Source organism: Tolypothrix sp. PCC 7601, assembly GCF_025677855.1.
Lineage (GTDB): Bacteria > Cyanobacteriota > Cyanobacteriia > Cyanobacteriales > Nostocaceae > Aulosira > Aulosira diplosiphon.
This window is the reverse complement of the sequence record NZ_CP064879.1, coordinates 467,440-484,751: the sequence shown is the minus strand read 5'-3', so window position 1 is coordinate 484,751 and position 17,312 is coordinate 467,440. Positions and strand designations below refer to the sequence as shown.

Annotated in this window: 13 protein-coding genes; 8 read left to right on the top strand and 5 right to left on the bottom strand. The window is 41.9% G+C overall.

From position 1 onward, the window contains the following. Positions 1-70: 70 nt before the first annotated feature. A complete protein-coding gene (locus tag HG267_RS01810) occupies positions 71-1,588 on the bottom strand; it encodes a thioredoxin-like domain-containing protein (RefSeq protein ID WP_045869809.1) in 1,518 nt (505 codons plus the stop codon). Positions 1,589-1,743: 155 nt separating this feature from the next. Between HG267_RS01810 and glsA the strand changes: the two genes are divergently transcribed. Further along, the gene (gene glsA / locus HG267_RS01805; protein WP_045869808.1) at positions 1,744-2,658 is read left to right on the top strand and encodes a glutaminase A; all 915 of its coding nucleotides are present in this window, start codon (positions 1,744-1,746) and stop codon (positions 2,656-2,658) included. 10 nt (positions 2,659-2,668) lie between these two features. Here glsA and HG267_RS01800 read toward each other — a convergent pair whose 3' ends face one another. Further along, the gene (locus HG267_RS01800) at positions 2,669-4,276 is read right to left on the bottom strand and encodes a hypothetical protein (protein WP_052335154.1); all 1,608 of its coding nucleotides are present in this window, start codon (positions 4,274-4,276) and stop codon (positions 2,669-2,671) included. Between the two features lie 686 nt (positions 4,277-4,962). On the opposite strand from HG267_RS01800, the gene psaA reads away from it, so the two are divergent. The 3 genes from psaA (at position 4,963) to HG267_RS01785 (ending at position 10,221) form a co-directional block, all read left to right on the top strand. Beyond that, positions 4,963-7,221, top strand: coding sequence for a photosystem I core protein PsaA (gene psaA, locus HG267_RS01795; RefSeq protein ID WP_045869806.1), 2,259 nt, complete (start codon positions 4,963-4,965; stop codon positions 7,219-7,221). A 125-nt stretch (positions 7,222-7,346) separates the two neighbouring features. After that, positions 7,347-9,572: a photosystem I core protein PsaB gene (gene psaB, locus HG267_RS01790; RefSeq protein WP_045869805.1), complete on the top strand. Its 2,226-nt coding sequence runs from the start codon at positions 7,347-7,349 to the stop codon at positions 9,570-9,572. A gap of 178 nt (positions 9,573-9,750) precedes the next feature. Next, the gene (locus tag HG267_RS01785; RefSeq protein WP_045869804.1) at positions 9,751-10,221 is read left to right on the top strand and encodes an REP-associated tyrosine transposase; all 471 of its coding nucleotides are present in this window, start codon (positions 9,751-9,753) and stop codon (positions 10,219-10,221) included. Between the two features lie 98 nt (positions 10,222-10,319). Here the strand turns inward: HG267_RS01785 and HG267_RS01780 are convergent, their stop codons facing one another. Continuing rightward, the gene (locus HG267_RS01780) at positions 10,320-11,534 is read right to left on the bottom strand and encodes a tetratricopeptide repeat protein (RefSeq protein ID WP_052335153.1); all 1,215 of its coding nucleotides are present in this window, start codon (positions 11,532-11,534) and stop codon (positions 10,320-10,322) included. Positions 11,535-11,799: 265 nt separating this feature from the next. Between HG267_RS01780 and cynS the strand changes: the two genes are divergently transcribed. Together cynS and HG267_RS01770 are read left to right on the top strand one after the other, a co-directional pair. After that, positions 11,800-12,240: a cyanase gene (gene cynS, locus HG267_RS01775; protein ID WP_045869803.1), complete on the top strand. Its 441-nt coding sequence runs from the start codon at positions 11,800-11,802 to the stop codon at positions 12,238-12,240. A 93-nt stretch (positions 12,241-12,333) separates the two neighbouring features. Then, complete coding sequence (locus tag HG267_RS01770) at positions 12,334-13,236, top strand: DNA-methyltransferase (RefSeq protein ID WP_045869802.1); 903 nt, start codon at positions 12,334-12,336, stop codon at positions 13,234-13,236. Positions 13,237-13,421: 185 nt separating this feature from the next. On the opposite strand, the gene HG267_RS01765 is transcribed toward HG267_RS01770, so the two are convergent. After that, positions 13,422-13,616, bottom strand: coding sequence for a hypothetical protein (locus HG267_RS01765; RefSeq protein ID WP_167725788.1), 195 nt, complete (start codon positions 13,614-13,616; stop codon positions 13,422-13,424). Between the two features lie 561 nt (positions 13,617-14,177). On the opposite strand from HG267_RS01765, the gene HG267_RS01760 reads away from it, so the two are divergent. After that, positions 14,178-15,107 carry an ion channel gene (locus HG267_RS01760; protein ID WP_045869800.1) on the top strand — a complete coding sequence of 310 codons (930 nt, stop codon included), beginning with the start codon at positions 14,178-14,180 and terminating at the stop codon, positions 15,105-15,107. 32 nt (positions 15,108-15,139) lie between these two features. Here the strand turns inward: HG267_RS01760 and HG267_RS01755 are convergent, their stop codons facing one another. Next, positions 15,140-15,334 (bottom strand): hypothetical protein, encoded by a 195-nt coding sequence (locus HG267_RS01755; protein ID WP_052335152.1) that lies wholly within the window; start codon positions 15,332-15,334, stop codon positions 15,140-15,142. Between the two features lie 251 nt (positions 15,335-15,585). On the opposite strand from HG267_RS01755, the gene HG267_RS01750 reads away from it, so the two are divergent. Continuing rightward, entirely contained in the window at positions 15,586-17,256 is a 1,671-nt protein-coding gene (locus tag HG267_RS01750; protein WP_045869799.1) for an alpha/beta hydrolase, read from the top strand. Positions 17,257-17,312 lie beyond the last annotated feature (56 nt).

The window sequence follows — 17,312 nt, the reverse complement described above, 5'->3', positions numbered from 1 at the left end:
CACAGTGAAAGAATCCCCTTGCTTTAGCAATGGGGAGACAGTCAATTTGTCGAATGTGTGAGAAATCATCCTAAAAATTAGACGGAACGCAAACATCTGGCGCACACAAACCCTGAAACTGCAATGTTGTCACCTCAAAAGAATTTAAATCTACACAACGAATAGCATGATTATTCGTATCAGCAATATATAACTTTGAACCCATCACACTCAATCCTGAAGGCTCAAAAAATCTACTATTTTTACCTTGTCCATCCTGCAAACCTATGACACCATCACCCAAAATTGTTTGACAATTACCTGTGCTAGGACTAACTAATTTAATTTTGTGATTGTAAGTATCTGCTACCCATAAAAAATTCTCTGCATATTCCACTCCTAAGCAATGCTGTAAGCGGACATTTTCACCCTGTCCATCAACATCTCCAAAACCAAATAAATCTCCGCTACCGCACAGAGTTCTAACTACACGCGGTTCTATAATTCCCACACCGCGAATAGAACTAATTTCACTATCAGCAATATATAATTCTTCACCATTGCTAGTAATTCCACTTGGTTGAGCAAAAGCGGATTCATTCAGTGAACCATCAACACAACCTTCTGCACCAGTACCAGCATAAGTTTTAATTACGCCATTTTCCAAATTCATTTCCCAAATTTGATGCGGCCCAGCCATAGCAATAAATAGAGTATTTCCTACCTTCACCAAATCCCAAGGCGAATTTAATTTAGTTGACAAACCAACACCACCATCAGGACGAATATTACGGCTTTGTTCACCAGTTCCCGCTATAGTTTCTACAACTTGGCGCTGTAAATCAACTCGCCGCAAAGCATGGTTTTCTGTATCAGCAACATAGAGAATTTGATGATCTGTATCAAACGCCATTCCTTGCGGTGAAGAAAACTCAGCTTCACTGAAATTACCATCAGTTAAACCAGATTTACCCGTACCAATAATCTGTATAATTTCGCCTTCTAAGCTACTCATTACCAAGCGATGATGACCAGAATCAGCAATAAATAAACCTGCTGATGTCGCTAATACTTTACCAGGAAAAGCTAAAGGTGTAATTAATGGTTGACGCTGCTTTTCTAAATTTAGACTGAGTTCTTGAAAATTTATCGTACCTTTTTCTTGATGTTCGGAAATTAGTTTTTCTAGTGATTCATCTAAAGCATCACAATGTCCTTCACCAGAAACATAGCCAATTACATAACCTTGCGGATCGATAATCATTAAAGTCGGCCAAGCACGCACAGTATATTCTTGCCAAACCCGAAAACCACTATCGACTACAACAGGATGTTCAATGTCATAACGTAAGATGGCTTGGCGAATATTTTCAGTCTCTTTTTCGTTATCAAACTTGGCAGAATGAACGCCAATAACTGTCAGACTATCTTTATATTTTTGTTCTAAATATTTTAATTCTGGTAAAATATGTAGACAATTTATACAACAGTATGTCCAGAAATCTAAAATTACGACTCTGCCCTTGAGTTGCTTAATAGATAATGGTGTATCGGTATTAAACCAAGTACTATTTTGTGGTAATTCTGGCGCTCTTACACGGGGCATCATAAATAATCTAAAATTCCAAATGAAACGACATAGTTATGAATAAGCGTCATACCTATCAACCAATGCAAATTGAATAGGTGATCGCTTCGGCTATTCTTATCTTTTAGAGTTGCCTTTTTACTTTATCGAAAAATCTTGCAAGGGCTGTATCTATTTTGAAAGGACTGACAGCAATCACCACTATAGAGTTATCTGCTTGGGTACAGCAAGCCAAATCCCAAGCCGATCGCGGAAGAGTCGCCGATCGCACTCCCCGATTGAATATGGCTAACCCTGATTGGTTTGCAGTTCACATCTGTTGTGGAACGGGACAAACTTACAGCTTAGGTGATACCCGTTGTGTGTTTCCCTTGATGAGTGTAATCAAAGCCTTTTCTCTACTCTATCTCTTAGAACATTTCGGTGCGGAGAAGGTTTTGCGATGGGTAGGGGTGGAACCCTCAGACGCGCCCTTCAATTCCCTTGATCAATTAATTAGCGATCGCGGTTACCCCCGCAATCCCATGATTAATAGTGGCGCAATTACTCTGGCTGATAAATTACCGGGAGAAAATGCCAGCGATCGCACTCAGCAATTTTGTCTCTGGCTGAACCAATTAGCAAGCTGTGAACTCAAGTTAGATGAACTTATGCTAGCTTCAGTCCGATTAACTCGTTCCCCAGCTAATCAAGCGATCGCTAATCATCTCGCGCAAACCGGACACCTGAAAAACCTTGACATGGCTCTTGACACATACGAGCAAATATGCTGTCTTTCAGGAACTGTAGAAGATTTAGCCAAACTGGGACAACTTTTAGCTTGTGAAAATTCCTTCTTAGCAACAAAAAACCGCAGGATTGTTAACGCTGTCATGTTAACCTGCGGTTTATATGAAGCTTCTGCGGAGTTTGCTGTCAAAATTGGTCTACCAATGAAATCTGGTATTGGTGGGGGGCTGGTAGCAATAGTACCAGGTGAAGGTGCGATCGCTTGTTATAGCCCCGCCTTAGATAAAGTAGGTAATCCCGTAGCGGGGCTAGCATTTATAGAAGTTTTAGCCCAAAACCTCAATTTAAGTATTTTTGGGTAAATCCTAACCGCTATTCCTGAACGCTTTCGCCTTCAGCAGCAGGCGTTGGCGGTGCAGGAGATTCGATAATTTCCGGTAGTGTTGGCGCTAAAGTGGGCAATGTTTCAGGAGTAGGGCGTGGACGACGCTGGAAATATTTACTCAAATCCGTTCTTGTCCGCTGTTTTACCTGAGGCTTGGGTGATTCCGTCGCCGCAGGTGTTGGCGTTACCTGGGGTTGAGGTGATTCTTTTACCGTAGGCGTAGGCGTTACCTGGGGTTGAGGTGCTTCTGTTACCGCAGGCGTAGGCGTTACCTGGGGTTGAGGTGCTTCTGTCGCCGCAGGTGTTGGCGTTACCTGGGGTTGAGGCGATTCTGTCGCCGCAGGTGTTGGCGTTACCTGTGGTAATGTTGGCGACACGCTAGGAGATGGTGTAGCCGTAGGGCGAGAACGGCGTTGGAAATATCCGCCTTTTGGTGTTTCTGGTTGTGGAGTAACTTTTTCAGGTAATTCAGGTGCAGCAGGTGATGGTACAACTGGCAGTGGTTCTGGGCTAGTTTCTGGTGATGGTAGAACTGGTGGTTCTGTTATAGGTGTTTCTGGAATCTCAATTGCTGGAGTTGGCTTAGTTTCGGGCGTGGGTTCAGGGGTAGGTGCAGGTTCAGCAGGTGGTGTCTTCGGAATATAGTTTGGATCGACAATGCTACGCACATCATCAGCTTTGAGTTCGCCGCTAACAATTCGTGAAAGAGTATCTTTACCTTTAGGCTGGTAATTAATCAACCCAACTGTAGTATTAAAGACATTTTTGACAGGATTACCCTGGTTATCAAGAAATTCTAGCTTCACCCAGTTTTTACCAGGTTTGAAACCTTTGAGGTAAACTGCTTGCCAGCGATCAAGAACAAAGCTTTCACCATTAATTGTGCAACGAATCCGCCAATCACTGATTCCGCTGTTGGAGTTGTCTTGCGAAACAAGGTGTAGGGGAGCGTTAGTTAAATAAAAGTCTAATAATATTGGTTCTGCCCCATAGTCACCTTGAGGACTGCTGTAGGTTAGTACAGGTAGTGCTGGATCGGGATTATTATCATCAGTTTTGGCTAAAATATGAAATTTTATCTGGGCGTAAGCACCTTCATTTTTAAAACTTTCATCCCAAGGGCGAGATGCGAATACACGTAAGCTGTGAGTTCCTGGGGCTAAGTCCGAGAAAACTAATGGCTTATTTAAGTCATAAACAGCTATATGTGGTTGGTTATCCAAAATTACATGGAGATGAGGCCCCAATTCCCATTTTGGATTTTTATATATAGGCAGATCCTTAACTTGAAAGCGGACTGTTATCTGATTATCAGACAAGACTTCATCAGCTTGAGGTGTAACAATCGCCACCTGTGGCTGGTAGATCTCCAATGCGGAGCGCAGTTCTTGGATTGTTGCTGGTGGAGAAACTTCCGCAAATTCCTGAAAACTTTTTTGTGGGGTTGCTCGATTACCCACTGCGACATCTTGGCTGACAGCTTTATCACCACAGCTTGCCAAACTCAAGACTAATAAAAATGTCATTAACCATCTCACCACAGCGAACCTCCAACAGAGGAGATTCTCTAACACTGCTTTGTGCCACGAGTTCATGCCTTATTCCACCCAGCGTATATTTTCCAACAACTGACAGATTGTTTTGGCTCACACTGCCCATAGGGAAATATAGCCCAAAAGTAAGGCAGATGAGGGAGCAGAGGTAGTAAGGGGTAGAGAAGTAAGAGAGAAATTCTTCCCATTACCGATTACCAATTACCCGTTATCTTAAAAATTTTTGACTATATGAATAAAAAATACTAATACCTACTTCCTCACACCTAGTTCCTTGTTCCTAAGTTGTGAACTTATACAGTTTGTCACAGCTAAATTATCTTTAGTTTGTGTTTTTTCGTGAACTACCTCAATATGTCATCTTCGTGACAGTTTTTTTTCCCAATAGCAAATTTGTCGACTACAAAAGCAAGCACAACTGCTGAAACTCTTGCTGTGAGTAGGTAAACTATAAGTTTTACGAATTGTTATCGTTTGTAAATAAAATGGATAATCTATTGACTTTTTGTCAATTAGTTTGAACTTCAAAGGCAGAGTAGACAATTATTCCAGTGATTTTGAATTATTGTTAAATTCTCTCCAACAATGTACAACTTAAGACTTTATAATTCAACAGAAACAAACTTCCACATCGGGTCTTAATCGCCCCCCAGAAAATCTGGCGGATGCGATAATGGTTAACTTTGTGGTTTCCTGATTCCTCATTCCTTATCTTGAGAGGAGGTCGAATGACGATTAGTCCTCCGGAGCGAGAGGAAAAAAAGGCAAAAGTACTAGTCGATAACGATCCGGTACCTACCTCTTTTGAGAGATGGGCACAACCTGGACACTTCGACAGAACCTTAGCCAGAGGTCCCAAAACCACCACATGGATTTGGAACCTACACGCCCTCGCCCACGATTTTGATACACATACAAGCGATCTACAAGATATCTCCCGCAAGATATTCGCAGCCCACTTTGGTCACTTAGCTGTAGTGACTATTTGGTTGAGCGGGATGATATTCCACGGTGCTAAGTTCTCTAACTACGAAGCTTGGCTCAGTGACCCACTCAACGTTAAGCCTAGTGCTCAAGTCGTTTGGCCTATTGTCGGGCAAGACATCTTAAATGCCGATCTCGGCGGCGGCTTCTATGGTATCCAAACCACCTCTGGCTGGTTCCATATATGGCGTGGCTGGGGTATTACCAACTCATTCCAGCTCTACTGCACTGCCATTGGCGGTTTAGTATTAGCAGGCTTGTTCCTGTTTGCTGGTTGGTTCCATTACCACAAGCGTGCTCCTAAACTGGAATGGTTCCAGAATGTGGAATCCATGCTGAATCACCACCTGCAAGTATTGCTAGGCTGTGGTTCCTTGGGATGGGCTGGACACTTAATTCACGTGTCTGCACCAACAAACAAGCTATTGGATGCAGGGGTAGCTGTTAAAGATATCCCCTTGCCCCACGAGTTGATCCTGAACAAGAGCGTGCTAATTGACCTCTTCCCAGGTTTTGCAAATGGTATAGCACCTTTCTTCACCTTGAACTGGGGTGCTTATGCTGACTTCCTAACCTTTAAAGGTGGTCTTAACCCAGTCACAGGCGGCTTGTGGATGACTGATATTTCTCATCACCACTTAGCGATCGCTGTACTGTTCATTATTGCTGGTCACCAATACCGCACCAACTGGGGTATCGGTCACAGCATTAAAGAGCTCCTCGAAAACCACAAAGGCCCGTTCACAGGTGAAGGTCATAAAGGTCTTTACGAAAACCTGACCACATCTTGGCACGCTCAGTTGGCAACAAACCTTGCCTTCTATGGCTCCTTGACTATCATCGTCGCGCACCACATGTACGCGATGCCACCCTATCCATATTTGGCAACTGACTACGCTACGCAGTTGTGTATCTTTACTCACCATATGTGGATCGGTGGTTTCCTGATTGTTGGTGGTGCTGCTCACGCTGCGATTTTCATGGTGCGTGATTACGATCCAGTTGTTAACCAAAACAACGTACTGGATCGGGTACTTCGTCACCGAGATGCGATTATCTCTCACTTAAACTGGGTTTGTATCTTCCTTGGCTTCCACAGCTTTGGACTGTACATCCACAACGACACAATGCGTGCCTTGGGCCGTCCCCAAGACATGTTCTCCGATACAGCAATTCAATTGCAGCCAGTATTTGCTCAGTGGATACAAAATATCCATGCCTTAGCTCCAGGTGGAACAGCGCCCAATGCTTTAGAACCTGTTAGCTATGTATTCGGCGGCGGTATTTTGGCTGTAGGCGGTAAAGTAGCAGCTGCTCCCATTGCTTTGGGTACAGCAGACTTCTTAATTCACCACATTCATGCCTTTACCATTCACGTAACCGTTCTCATCCTATTAAAGGGTGTGCTGTATGCTCGTAGTTCTCGTCTGATTCCAGACAAGGCAAACTTGGGCTTCCGCTTCCCTTGCGATGGGCCAGGTCGTGGTGGTACATGTCAAGTATCCGGTTGGGATCATGTATTCCTCGGACTATTCTGGATGTACAACTCCCTATCAATTGTACTTTTCCACTTCAGCTGGAAGATGCAATCTGATGTTTGGGGAACTGTAGACGCAGCAGGTAATGTAACTCACATTACTGGTGGTAACTTTGCCCAAAGTGCCATCACAATCAACGGCTGGTTGCGTGACTTCTTGTGGGCGCAAGCTTCACAGGTAATCAACTCCTACGGAAGTGCGCTGTCTGCTTATGGTCTAATCTTCTTGGGCGCTCACTTTGTATGGGCATTCAGCTTGATGTTCCTGTTCAGTGGTCGTGGTTACTGGCAAGAACTCATTGAATCCATTGTTTGGGCTCATAATAAACTGAAGGTAGCACCAGCAATTCAACCTCGCGCTTTGAGCATCACTCAAGGTCGGGCAGTAGGTGTAGCTCACTACCTCTTAGGAGGAATTGCTACTACCTGGGCATTCTTCCACGCACATATTCTTTCAGTAGGGTAGCAATCAGCTATATGGAGTACTGAGTGCTGAGTACTGAGTGCTGAGAATTCAGAAATCAATACTCAAAACTCAGAACTCCCAAAGCTGAAACATGATGGCTAAAGGTCAGAGGAATTATCAAACCTATGGCAACAAAATTTCCAAAATTTAGCCAGGATCTCGCACAGGACCCGACTACTCGTCGGATATGGTATGCGATCGCAACAGGCAATGACTTTGAAAGCCATGATGGCATGACTGAAGAAAATCTTTACCAAAAGATTTTCGCCACTCACTTCGGTCACTTGGCAATCATCTTCCTGTGGGCTTCCAGCCTCCTGTTCCACGTAGCCTGGCAAGGTAACTTTGAACAGTGGATCACAGATCCCCTTCACATTCGCCCCATCGCCCATGCGATTTGGGATCCCCACTTTGGTAAACCAGCTATTGAAGCTTTTACCCAAGCTGGTGCTAGCAACCCCGTAAACATTTCTTACTCTGGTGTTTACCACTGGTGGTATACCCAAGGTATGAGAACCAATGCTGACCTCTACGCAGGTTCTATCTTCCTGCTGTTGTTCGCATCAGTTCTATTGTTTGCTGGCTGGTTGCACTTGCAACCCAAGTTCCGTCCAAGCCTAGCTTGGTTTAAGAATGCTGAATCTCGCCTTAACCACCACTTAGCAGGTTTGTTTGGCGTTAGCTCTTTGGCTTGGGCTGGTCACTTGATTCACGTTGCTATCCCCGAAGCTCGCGGACAGCACGTAGGTTGGGATAACTTCCTCACAACTCCTCCTCACCCAGCAGGGTTGCAACCCTTCTTTACTGGTAACTGGGGTGTTTACGCTCAAAACCCTGACACAGCTGGTCATGTATTTGGTACATCCCAAGGTGCAGGTACTGCAATTCTCACCTTCTTAGGTGGTTTCCACCCTCAAACAGAAGCTCTGTGGCTGACTGACAACGCTCATCACCACTTGGCAATTGCTGTTCTCTTCATTGTTGCTGGTCATATGTACCGTACCAACTTTGGTATTGGTCACAGCATCAAAGAAATGATGAATGCCAAAACTTTCTTTGGCAAACCAGTTGAAGGGCCATTCAACATGCCTCACCAAGGCATTTATGACACCTACAACAACTCCCTGCACTTCCAATTGGGTTGGCACCTAGCAACATTGGGTGTTCTCACCTCTTGGGTAGCGCAACATATGTACTCCATGCCTTCCTATGCGTTTATCGCTAAGGACTACACCACACAGGCAGCGTTGTACACCCACCACCAATACATAGCCATCTTCTTGATGGTTGGTGCTTTCGCTCACGGCGCTATCTTCTGGGTTCGTGACTATGATCCCGAACAAAACAAAGGTAACGTACTAGAGCGTGTGCTACAGCACAAAGAAGCGATTATCTCCCACCTCAGCTGGGTATCTCTCTTCTTAGGTTTCCACACCTTAGGCTTGTACGTTCACAACGACGTAGTAGTTGCTTTCGGTACACCTGAAAAACAAATCCTGATTGAGCCAGTATTTGCTCAGTTCGTCCAAGCAGCTAATGGTAAGGTACTGTACGGATTGGATGTACTTTTGTCCAACCCCGAAAGTGTTGCTTACACAGCTTATCCTAACTACGCTAACGTCTGGTTACCTGGTTGGTTAGATGCTATCAATGCTGGTACCAACTCTCTGTTCTTAACAATTGGCCCTGGCGACTTCTTGGTACACCATGCGATCGCCTTAGGTCTGCACACCACCACCTTGATTCTCGTTAAGGGTGCTTTGGATGCTCGTGGTTCCAAGCTGATGCCCGATAAAAAGGACTTCGGTTATGCATTCCCTTGCGACGGCCCTGGTCGTGGCGGTACTTGCGACATCTCTGCTTGGGACGCTTTCTATCTAGCTCTGTTCTGGGCATTGAACACAGTAGGTTGGTTAACCTTCTACTGGCACTGGAAACACCTGGGTATTTGGCAAGGTAACGTTGCTCAGTTCAACGAAAACTCCACATACCTCATGGGCTGGTTCCGTGATTACCTCTGGGCTAACTCTGCTCAGTTGATCAACGGTTACAACCCATACGGCGTGAATAACCTGTCTGTTTGGGCTTGGATGTTCCTATTCGGACACCTAGTATGGGCAACAGGCTTCATGTTCCTCATCTCCTGGAGAGGTTACTGGCAAGAGTTGATTGAAACTATTGTTTGGGCACACGAGCGTACTCCTCTAGCTAACCTAGTTCGCTGGAAAGACAAGCCCGTTGCACTCTCCATCGTTCAAGCTCGCTTGGTTGGTCTAACTCACTTCGCTGTGGGCTATGTTCTCACCTACGCAGCGTTCCTAATTGCTTCTACTGCTGGTAAGTTCGGTTGATCTGGCTACTAGTTTTGTAGGTAATTAATAAAAAATCCCCTGCCGCAAGGTAGGGGATTTTTTATTGGGATAGTAACAAGATTAAATTTTCTTTTTATTAATGGGAAGGATAAAGAAAGGGCGGGCAAGATGCCCACCCCACAAGAAAAAGCACAATAAAAATAAGTAATTCAACTAAATGCACCAGCCAAAGTTGAAAATTTTTCAGAGAAGATTGCCTCATTGGGAGTTAGAGGGGGCAATTTATTTTATTACCTTTAATACTTGGGAGAAGTTAGAACTTAGCCCAGAAGCTAGAGAAATAGTTTTTAATTCTTGCTTGTTTTTTGATAAAAACAGATATCAGTTATTTGTCTTTGTAGTTATGACAAATCATGTGCATTTACTCATTCAGCCATTACTCAAATCTGACAATGAGTTTTGGTCACTGAGTAGTATTATGAACAGTATTAAAAGTTATAGTGCTAAACAAATTCCCAAAGTTATGAAACATATAGGCACAGTTTGGCAAGATGAAAGATATGACCGTATTGTTAGGAATGACCAAGAGTTTCAACAATACTGGCAATACATTAGAGAAAATCCTGTAAAAGAAGGGCTGTCATCAAGCCCAGAAGATTACCCTTTCTTTTGGCAACTTCCCGAATAATTTCAATCATGAAATTTTCTCTTCTCCTGTCAAATTTTCTCTTGTGGGGTGGGCATCTTGCCCGCCCTTTGTAGCCTTAAGTGGCAATTTAAAATTAACTATTGACTCGATTTAATTCTCTCTATTGCCTCTGCATATTGTTTTGTATCTCCTTGTTGTAAATAAAGGTTAGCAGCTTGCTGCCAATCTTTAATTGCACCTTGCTTATCTCCTAATACATAGCGAACCCAAGCCCGATTATAGTAAACAGTAGGCTTTTTTGCGTTTAAATGAATCGCTTTATTATAGTCTTGTAAAGCTCCCTGGTTATCACCTAAATTGAAGCGAGCAAGACCTCGATTGTTATAAGCATCATCATATACAGGTCGGAGTTTAATTGCTATGTTGGAGTCTTGTAATGCTCCTTGATTATCTCCTAATTCAATCCGCAAGCCAGCGCGAACGGTGTAAGCTAAAAAGCTTTGAGAGTAAAACTCAATTGCTTTATTGCAGTCTTGCAATGCACCCTGTCTATCCCCTAATTCCCCTCGTAATCTAGCGCGAGCGATGTAATTTAAATAACTTTTAGATTCAAGCTCAATTGCTTTATTGTAGTCTTGCAAAGCACCCTGTTTATCCCCTAATTCATTCCGTAATCTAGCGCGATCGCTGTAAGAATAACTGTTAAGTTCAGGTTCAAGCTCAATTACTTTATCATAGTCTTGCAAAGCACCTTGTTTATCCCCTTTCCTAGAAATCGAATCATACCGAAGTTCAGCGCGCTTTTTGTAAGCAAAATGCTTTTTAGGTTCAAGCTTAATTGCCTTATTGTAGTCTTCTAAAGCTCTTTTTTTGTCATTGTCATTTAAGGAATAGTGACGTAATTCACCTCGCCCAAGATAAAGTTGGTAATTATTTGGGTCAATTTGAATTGCTTGGTTGTAACGTTTTAACCTTGCATTGCTATCACCATTCCATGAAGTAAAATTTAATAGATAACTACCCTTGTTATTAGGGTCAATTTGAATCGCTTTTTTGATATCTTCTATAAATCCTAACTCATCGCCTAATTTATCACGAACTTCAGCCCGTTCAATGTATAACTGGGGGTTTTTAGAATCTAGCTTAATCGCTGTGTTAAGAGCGTCTAAAGCTGCTTTATAATTTCCAGAAGCCCTATGAGCATTACTTGATTCAATATATTTTGATGGAGAAGTAAAAGATTTCTGCACAGTAGTATAAGCCAAGTGGATTATACCTACTCCTATAATTGCTGCACCTATATAATATATTAAGAAATATTTAGACTTGTGATTATTTAAGTTGTTTGTCATACAAATAACACCAATTACTGAATTGAATAGAATTTTTTATAAGAATAAAATTTTTTTGTAGCATTATAAGCATTATAGTAATGTACCAAAAATTTGATTATTATGAGGAAACACAAAAGAAATGACTCAAGCATGACTAGAATGGGCTAAACGAAGGGGTTATCAGTGGTAGTTAATATTGAGCAATCGCCTCTTTTACTGAATCCAGCCGATAGCATGGTAAAATTTGACTCTAGCAAATTTAATTTACTGACATAAGTACCAAATGTCCCTTCCCGAAATTACGCAAACACTATTAAAAGCTAAGAAAGAGAAAGGTTTGAGCTTTGCTGATTTAGAAAAAATTCTGGGACGAGATGAAGTCTGGATTGCTGCTGTATTTTATCGTCAAGCTAGCGCTTCTGAGGAAGAGGCTAAGTTGCTGCTAGAGGCATTAGAATTAGGGGCTATCTATATTAAAGAGTTAACTGAATGCCCTGTAAAAGGATTAGGCCCAGTCGTACCAACTGATCCGCTGATTTATCGCTTCTACGAGATTATGCAGGTGTATGGTTTTCCCATTAAAGATGTGATTCAGGAAAAATTTGGTGACGGGATTATGAGCGCAATTGATTTTACCCTGGATATCGAAAAAGAAGCAGATCCCAAAGGCGATCGCGTGAAAATTATTATGTCAGGAAAATTTCTACCATACAAAAAATGGTAGGGTAAGATTTTATCTCTAGATAGGATAGGTTTTTTCCTATCCTTTTGTGAGTAAATATTGTTTTTAACTGCTAATTTTAAACATTAACTACTCTTGACAATAAAAGCTCAAAAATCACAGAAATCGAGTAATTTTAACCCTTATTATACTCAGAATAATGGAGCATTATATTTAGGTGACAGTCTAGAACTAATCAAGTGCATTGATGACAACACTATTAATTTAATCCTCACTTCACCCCCATTTGCACTGACACGCAAAAAAGAATACGGTAATGAAAGTGCAGAAAAGTATATTGAATGGTTCCTACCTTTCGCTTCAGAATTTAAAAGAGTACTAGCTGAGGATGGCTCATTTATTTTAGATTTAGGTGGCGCTTATCTTCCTGGAAATCCCGTGCGGAGTATCTATCAATATGAGCTTTTGGTGAGATTATGTAAAGAAATTGGCTTTTTTCTCGCCCAAGAATTCTATCACTATAATCCAGCTAGATTACCTACCCCTGCTGAATGGGTAACAATTAGGAGAATCCGCGTTAAAGATTCAGTCAATGTGGTTTGGTGGTTATCCAAAACCCCCAACCCTAAAGCAGATAATAGAAAAGTTTTAAAACCATATAGCCAGAGTATGCAGCAATTACTTAAGCATGGCTATAAAGCAAAAATACGTCCTAGCGGACATGAAATTTCTGATAAATTCCAAAAAGATAATCAAGGCGCAATTCCGCCTAATTTGCTAGAAATTGCCAATACAGAATCCAATAGCGCTTATTTACGTCGCTGTAAAGAGGCTGGTATAAAACCTCATCCAGCTAGATTTCCCCAAGCCTTTGCAGAATTCTTTATTAAATTCTTGACTGATGAAGGCGATCTAGTATTAGATCCATTTGCTGGATCTAATACTACGGGATTCGTTGCTGAAAATTTGCAACGTCAATGGATTGCTTTTGAAATTAATGAAGATTATGTTACTGGAAGTCGTTATCGTTTTAGCTAACAATCAGTAAAAAGCGAACAGTGAGCAGTTTTTCTCGAGAATACTGAATTATTCACTGTAATAACTACTAAGCTTTTGTGAAGACTAAATCGCCAATTCTAACATTGAACCCACTAACTCTTTTAATAGTTATTTAACTAATATTTTTACCTAAGATTGTAAACTTTTGACTCCTACCAGCAAATTTAGATTTCGCCATTAACCTGCATTTTATGCACTTCGTCTGCTAGCTCTTGACGACTTTGTTCGTCCATTTTGTCAATTGCTATCATGCCCATGAGAATAACCTCTTTTAAAGTTAACCGTGTTGAATGTGCTTGTTTTTGCACAATCTCCTTAATGATGGGACTAACTCCTATCGCTGTACTCGCTCTTGCCACAAAATAATACTTAAATATGAACGACTGCGCCTAAATCTTAGCATTTTATCTCGCGTTATTCTACATAAGTCGAGTAATAAATTAAATTACTCAAATGCATAATATGCATAACAGCATGAATAACACACACACTTAGATATAGCAGATTAAAGGAAATTTTTCCTACTCCTATAGCTATAAAATTGGCAAAATTTTGATAATACTGTAGGATGCTAAATAACTCTGATTTTGATGGCATAAAAATCTTTATTTGAGCGTAATTTGATATTTTCTCTCATTTATAGTGAGGATAAAAGCATTTATAGTGAAATTATCTTTATAGTGCTAGAATGCTGCCAATCAACTCAATTTGCGCTATAAATCAGAATTGCGATCGCACTTAGTACATCTGGGTTTAAACTTGGAAAAACTTTGTTAGACAAGGGTTATGGAAAATCAAAAGATTTTTCCATTCATCAACAGAATGTGGGTTAATGAGAATGATTGCATATTGGATAGATGTTAATTTCATGTAGCGGCACTAGTTATGCTACTGATTAGCAGTGATTTTGGCTACTCCCAATGAGATTCCCACTCAAGAAACTTTTTCGCAAGCCAGGGGCGCATAGGCGGTCGCGTGTACATATTAAAATCAGGGATGGGCAATTCCAGATTGTGGGGATGGGTGCTTGGTATTCTTACTGGCGTGACCCCTACCATCTGCTGTTAACAATTCCCTGGCCTGGGTTTTTTCTACTGATTGCTTTAGCATATTTGGCTACTAACGCTGTATTTGCTTTAGCTTACCTGGCTGGAGGAGATTGTGTAGAAAATGCTAGACCTGGCTCTTTCTTAGATGTCTTCTTTTTTAGCGTGCAAACCTTGGCATCCATCGGCTATGGTGCGATGTATCCTAAAACACCTTATGCCAATAGCATTGTGACTATTGAAGCAATGGTAGGTTTGATGGGAATTGCTGTCATGACAGGGTTAGCGTTTGCTCGCTTCTCCCGTCCTAATGCACGTGTAGTTTTTAGCCGTGTCGCAGTGATTACACCCCATGAAGGACAGTCAACGCTGATGTTTCGCACCGCTAATAAGCGCCGCAACTTGATTTTGGAAGCACAGATGCGGGTGTACCTGATGCGAGACGAAGTTACCGCAGAGGGACATTATATCCGTCGCATTCACGAACTCAAACTACTGAGGAATTTATCACCTAGCTTTACATTAAGCTGGTTAGCAATGCATATTATTGATGAGTCTAGCCAGCTGTATGGAATGACTACAGAATCTTTACTCAAAACAAATAGCTCTATTGTGGTTTCACTAAGTGGTATTGATGAAACCGTAGCCCAAGTGCTTCATGCCCGTCATACTTATAGTGCCACTGATTTACTGTGGAATTATCAGTTTGTCAATATTATGCACGAGACAAGTGATGGACATCGCTACATTGATTACCAGTATTTCCACGATGCCGTCAGTTTAGATGAAATTAGTGAGAACTAATCCTGAACTCTATTGTTTCGATGCTTTACAAGCTAATCAATCTCTTTTAGAGGTGGTGTTTGTAGTGGTTTAACTACTACTCGACCATTTTCAACCACTGTGCAGTTTTTGACAGGGACGTTGTTGTAGTTAACCTGTTCATCCTGACAACGCTTTTGGTGAGAGATATTTTCCTCTTGTTGTTGAGTTAGCACAACCACACAACAAGGGCATGGTGTTGGTGACATATAAAAACTTTGATCTCTAACTTAATTATCGCGCTAATTAGAGCTTTAAGCGGAAAAATTTGGCTTAATACTGACTATAAAGATGCAGAGAAGCAGGAAAGAAGTATTAACGCCTAACCTCTGGGATATATGTGCATTAACGAGGTATTTGGTATATCTAAATGTAAATCAATAAGAAAGCGGTATTTATCCCGCCCCGCTTTCTTCGCCGCCCAAATTTTTGTTTATTGGGTAAAAAGCGGGTTTTGCTCATGAAAAAATTTCTAAAATATCTCAGTTTAGGTTTACTATCTACAATTTTGACGGCAACCCCTGGATTAGGAGCCGAGCGCATCAGTTTTTTTTATCCGCCATTTGGGGAATTTTCTTTATCGGCTAAATCTTTAGAAAAATTTGCGAAAGAGGGCAAAATCGACAGTGAATTATCATTTTATGCCAGTCGTGCTACTCCAGAGCAACTTGCTCAATTAAGGCAGCTTTTACAACAGAAATTTGTTATTACACCTGTTTTGGTTTCTCAGTTTACCTATTCGCCTCTCGGTGAAGCAGTACTGAAACGTTTGGGAGAATTGTTACTGACTGACTCGCGCCAAAATGGTTTTTATGCCATCCGTGCTGCTTTGATTTTATCGGCTGCCGATCCTCAAGGCTTAACGGTTGTCAACTTATTGCGTAAGTACCCAAGTGAAAGTTTGCGGTTAAATTTTTCTGAGGGGTTACAGATAGTCAATAGCTTGTCAAATTTGGTAAAAGCCCAGGATCAAATTGTCGCGTTGATTAAACAACAGACAACCACACAAGCTCAAACTAATAATGCCACGGTTAATTATGCTCAATTGCCAGATTTGCGATCGCCTGGAAAATTACCTTGGCAGAAAACCAGCTTCCAATTCAACGATACTGCGCGCAATCGCAATCTCCCTGTAGATTTGTATCTACCGCAAGCCTCAGCACCAAGTCCTCTAATTGTCATTTCTCATGGTGTGGCTTCCGATCGCTTCGCCTTTGTCTACCTAGCTGAACATTTAGCATCCTATGGCTTTGCGGTGGCTGTCTTAGAACACCCCGGTAGTAATGCCGAGCGCTTTCAGCTATACTTTTCTGGCTTGGCTGGCCCTCCAGAAGCACAAGAATTTATTAACCGTCCTTTAGATGTCAAGTTTGTTCTCGATCAACTCCAGCAGCGAGACAAAAGCGATCGCAACCTCCAAGGTAAAATCAATTTTCAACAAATTGGGGCGATTGGACATTCTTTTGGCGGTTACACTGTTTTAGCTTTGGGGGGAGGAAAGCTGAACTTTGAGCAACTGCGCCGCGATTGTGCGCCTAATCGCACCTTGAATGTATCAGTCTTTTTACAGTGTCGCGCCTACGAGTTACCTGCCCAAAATTATCCACTGCAAGACGAACGCATTAAAGCAGTACTGGCGGTTAATCCCATTGATAGCTCTGTTTTGGGCGAAACTGGCATAAATCAAATTAAATTACCAACAATGTTAGTCGCAGGTACCCAAGATATTTTTGCACCCCCTCTATCTGAACAGATTTACCCCTTTACTTGGCTACCAAACCAGAACAAATATTTGGTAGTTATAGAAAATGCTACTCACTTTAGTGCGATCGCAGAACCCACGGCGGAAAATAATGTTTTACCTGTACCAGAAGCCTTATTAGGGCCAAATCGTGCGCCTGCTTATTCCTATTTAAAAGCTTTAAGTGTCGCTTTTTTTGACACCCATCTTTTAAACCGCCCAGAATATCGTCCGTACCTGCAGCCTGGCTATGCTCAATATATTAGTCAGGCTCCGCTCAATCTCAGTATTGTCGAATCTTTAACTACAGAACAGTTAAAACAAGCATTAAGTGGCGTAGATCCGCAACCAAAAGTCCCTGCACCACAGCCAACTCCGGCTGCGCCATGAGGGGATTGGGGACTGGGGAAGGGGGAAGGGGGAATGGGGAATGGGGAATGGGGAAT

Coding starts and splice junctions, on each gene's coding strand:
- HG267_RS01750 (WP_045869799.1), top strand. CDS start 15,586: ATGAAAAAATTTCTAAAATATCTCAGTTTAGGTTTACTATCTACAATT.
- HG267_RS01760 (WP_045869800.1), top strand. CDS start 14,178: ATGAGATTCCCACTCAAGAAACTTTTTCGCAAGCCAGGGGCGCATAGG.
- HG267_RS01755 (WP_052335152.1), bottom strand. CDS start 15,334: ATGTCACCAACACCATGCCCTTGTTGTGTGGTTGTGCTAACTCAACAA.
- HG267_RS01785 (WP_045869804.1), top strand. CDS start 9,751: ATGCACCAGCCAAAGTTGAAAATTTTTCAGAGAAGATTGCCTCATTGG.
- psaA (WP_045869806.1), top strand. CDS start 4,963: ATGACGATTAGTCCTCCGGAGCGAGAGGAAAAAAAGGCAAAAGTACTA.
- cynS (WP_045869803.1), top strand. CDS start 11,800: ATGTCCCTTCCCGAAATTACGCAAACACTATTAAAAGCTAAGAAAGAG.
- HG267_RS01810 (WP_045869809.1), bottom strand. CDS start 1,588: ATGATGCCCCGTGTAAGAGCGCCAGAATTACCACAAAATAGTACTTGG.
- HG267_RS01780 (WP_052335153.1), bottom strand. CDS start 11,534: ATGACAAACAACTTAAATAATCACAAGTCTAAATATTTCTTAATATAT.
- psaB (WP_045869805.1), top strand. CDS start 7,347: ATGGCAACAAAATTTCCAAAATTTAGCCAGGATCTCGCACAGGACCCG.
- HG267_RS01800 (WP_052335154.1), bottom strand. CDS start 4,276: ATGAACTCGTGGCACAAAGCAGTGTTAGAGAATCTCCTCTGTTGGAGG.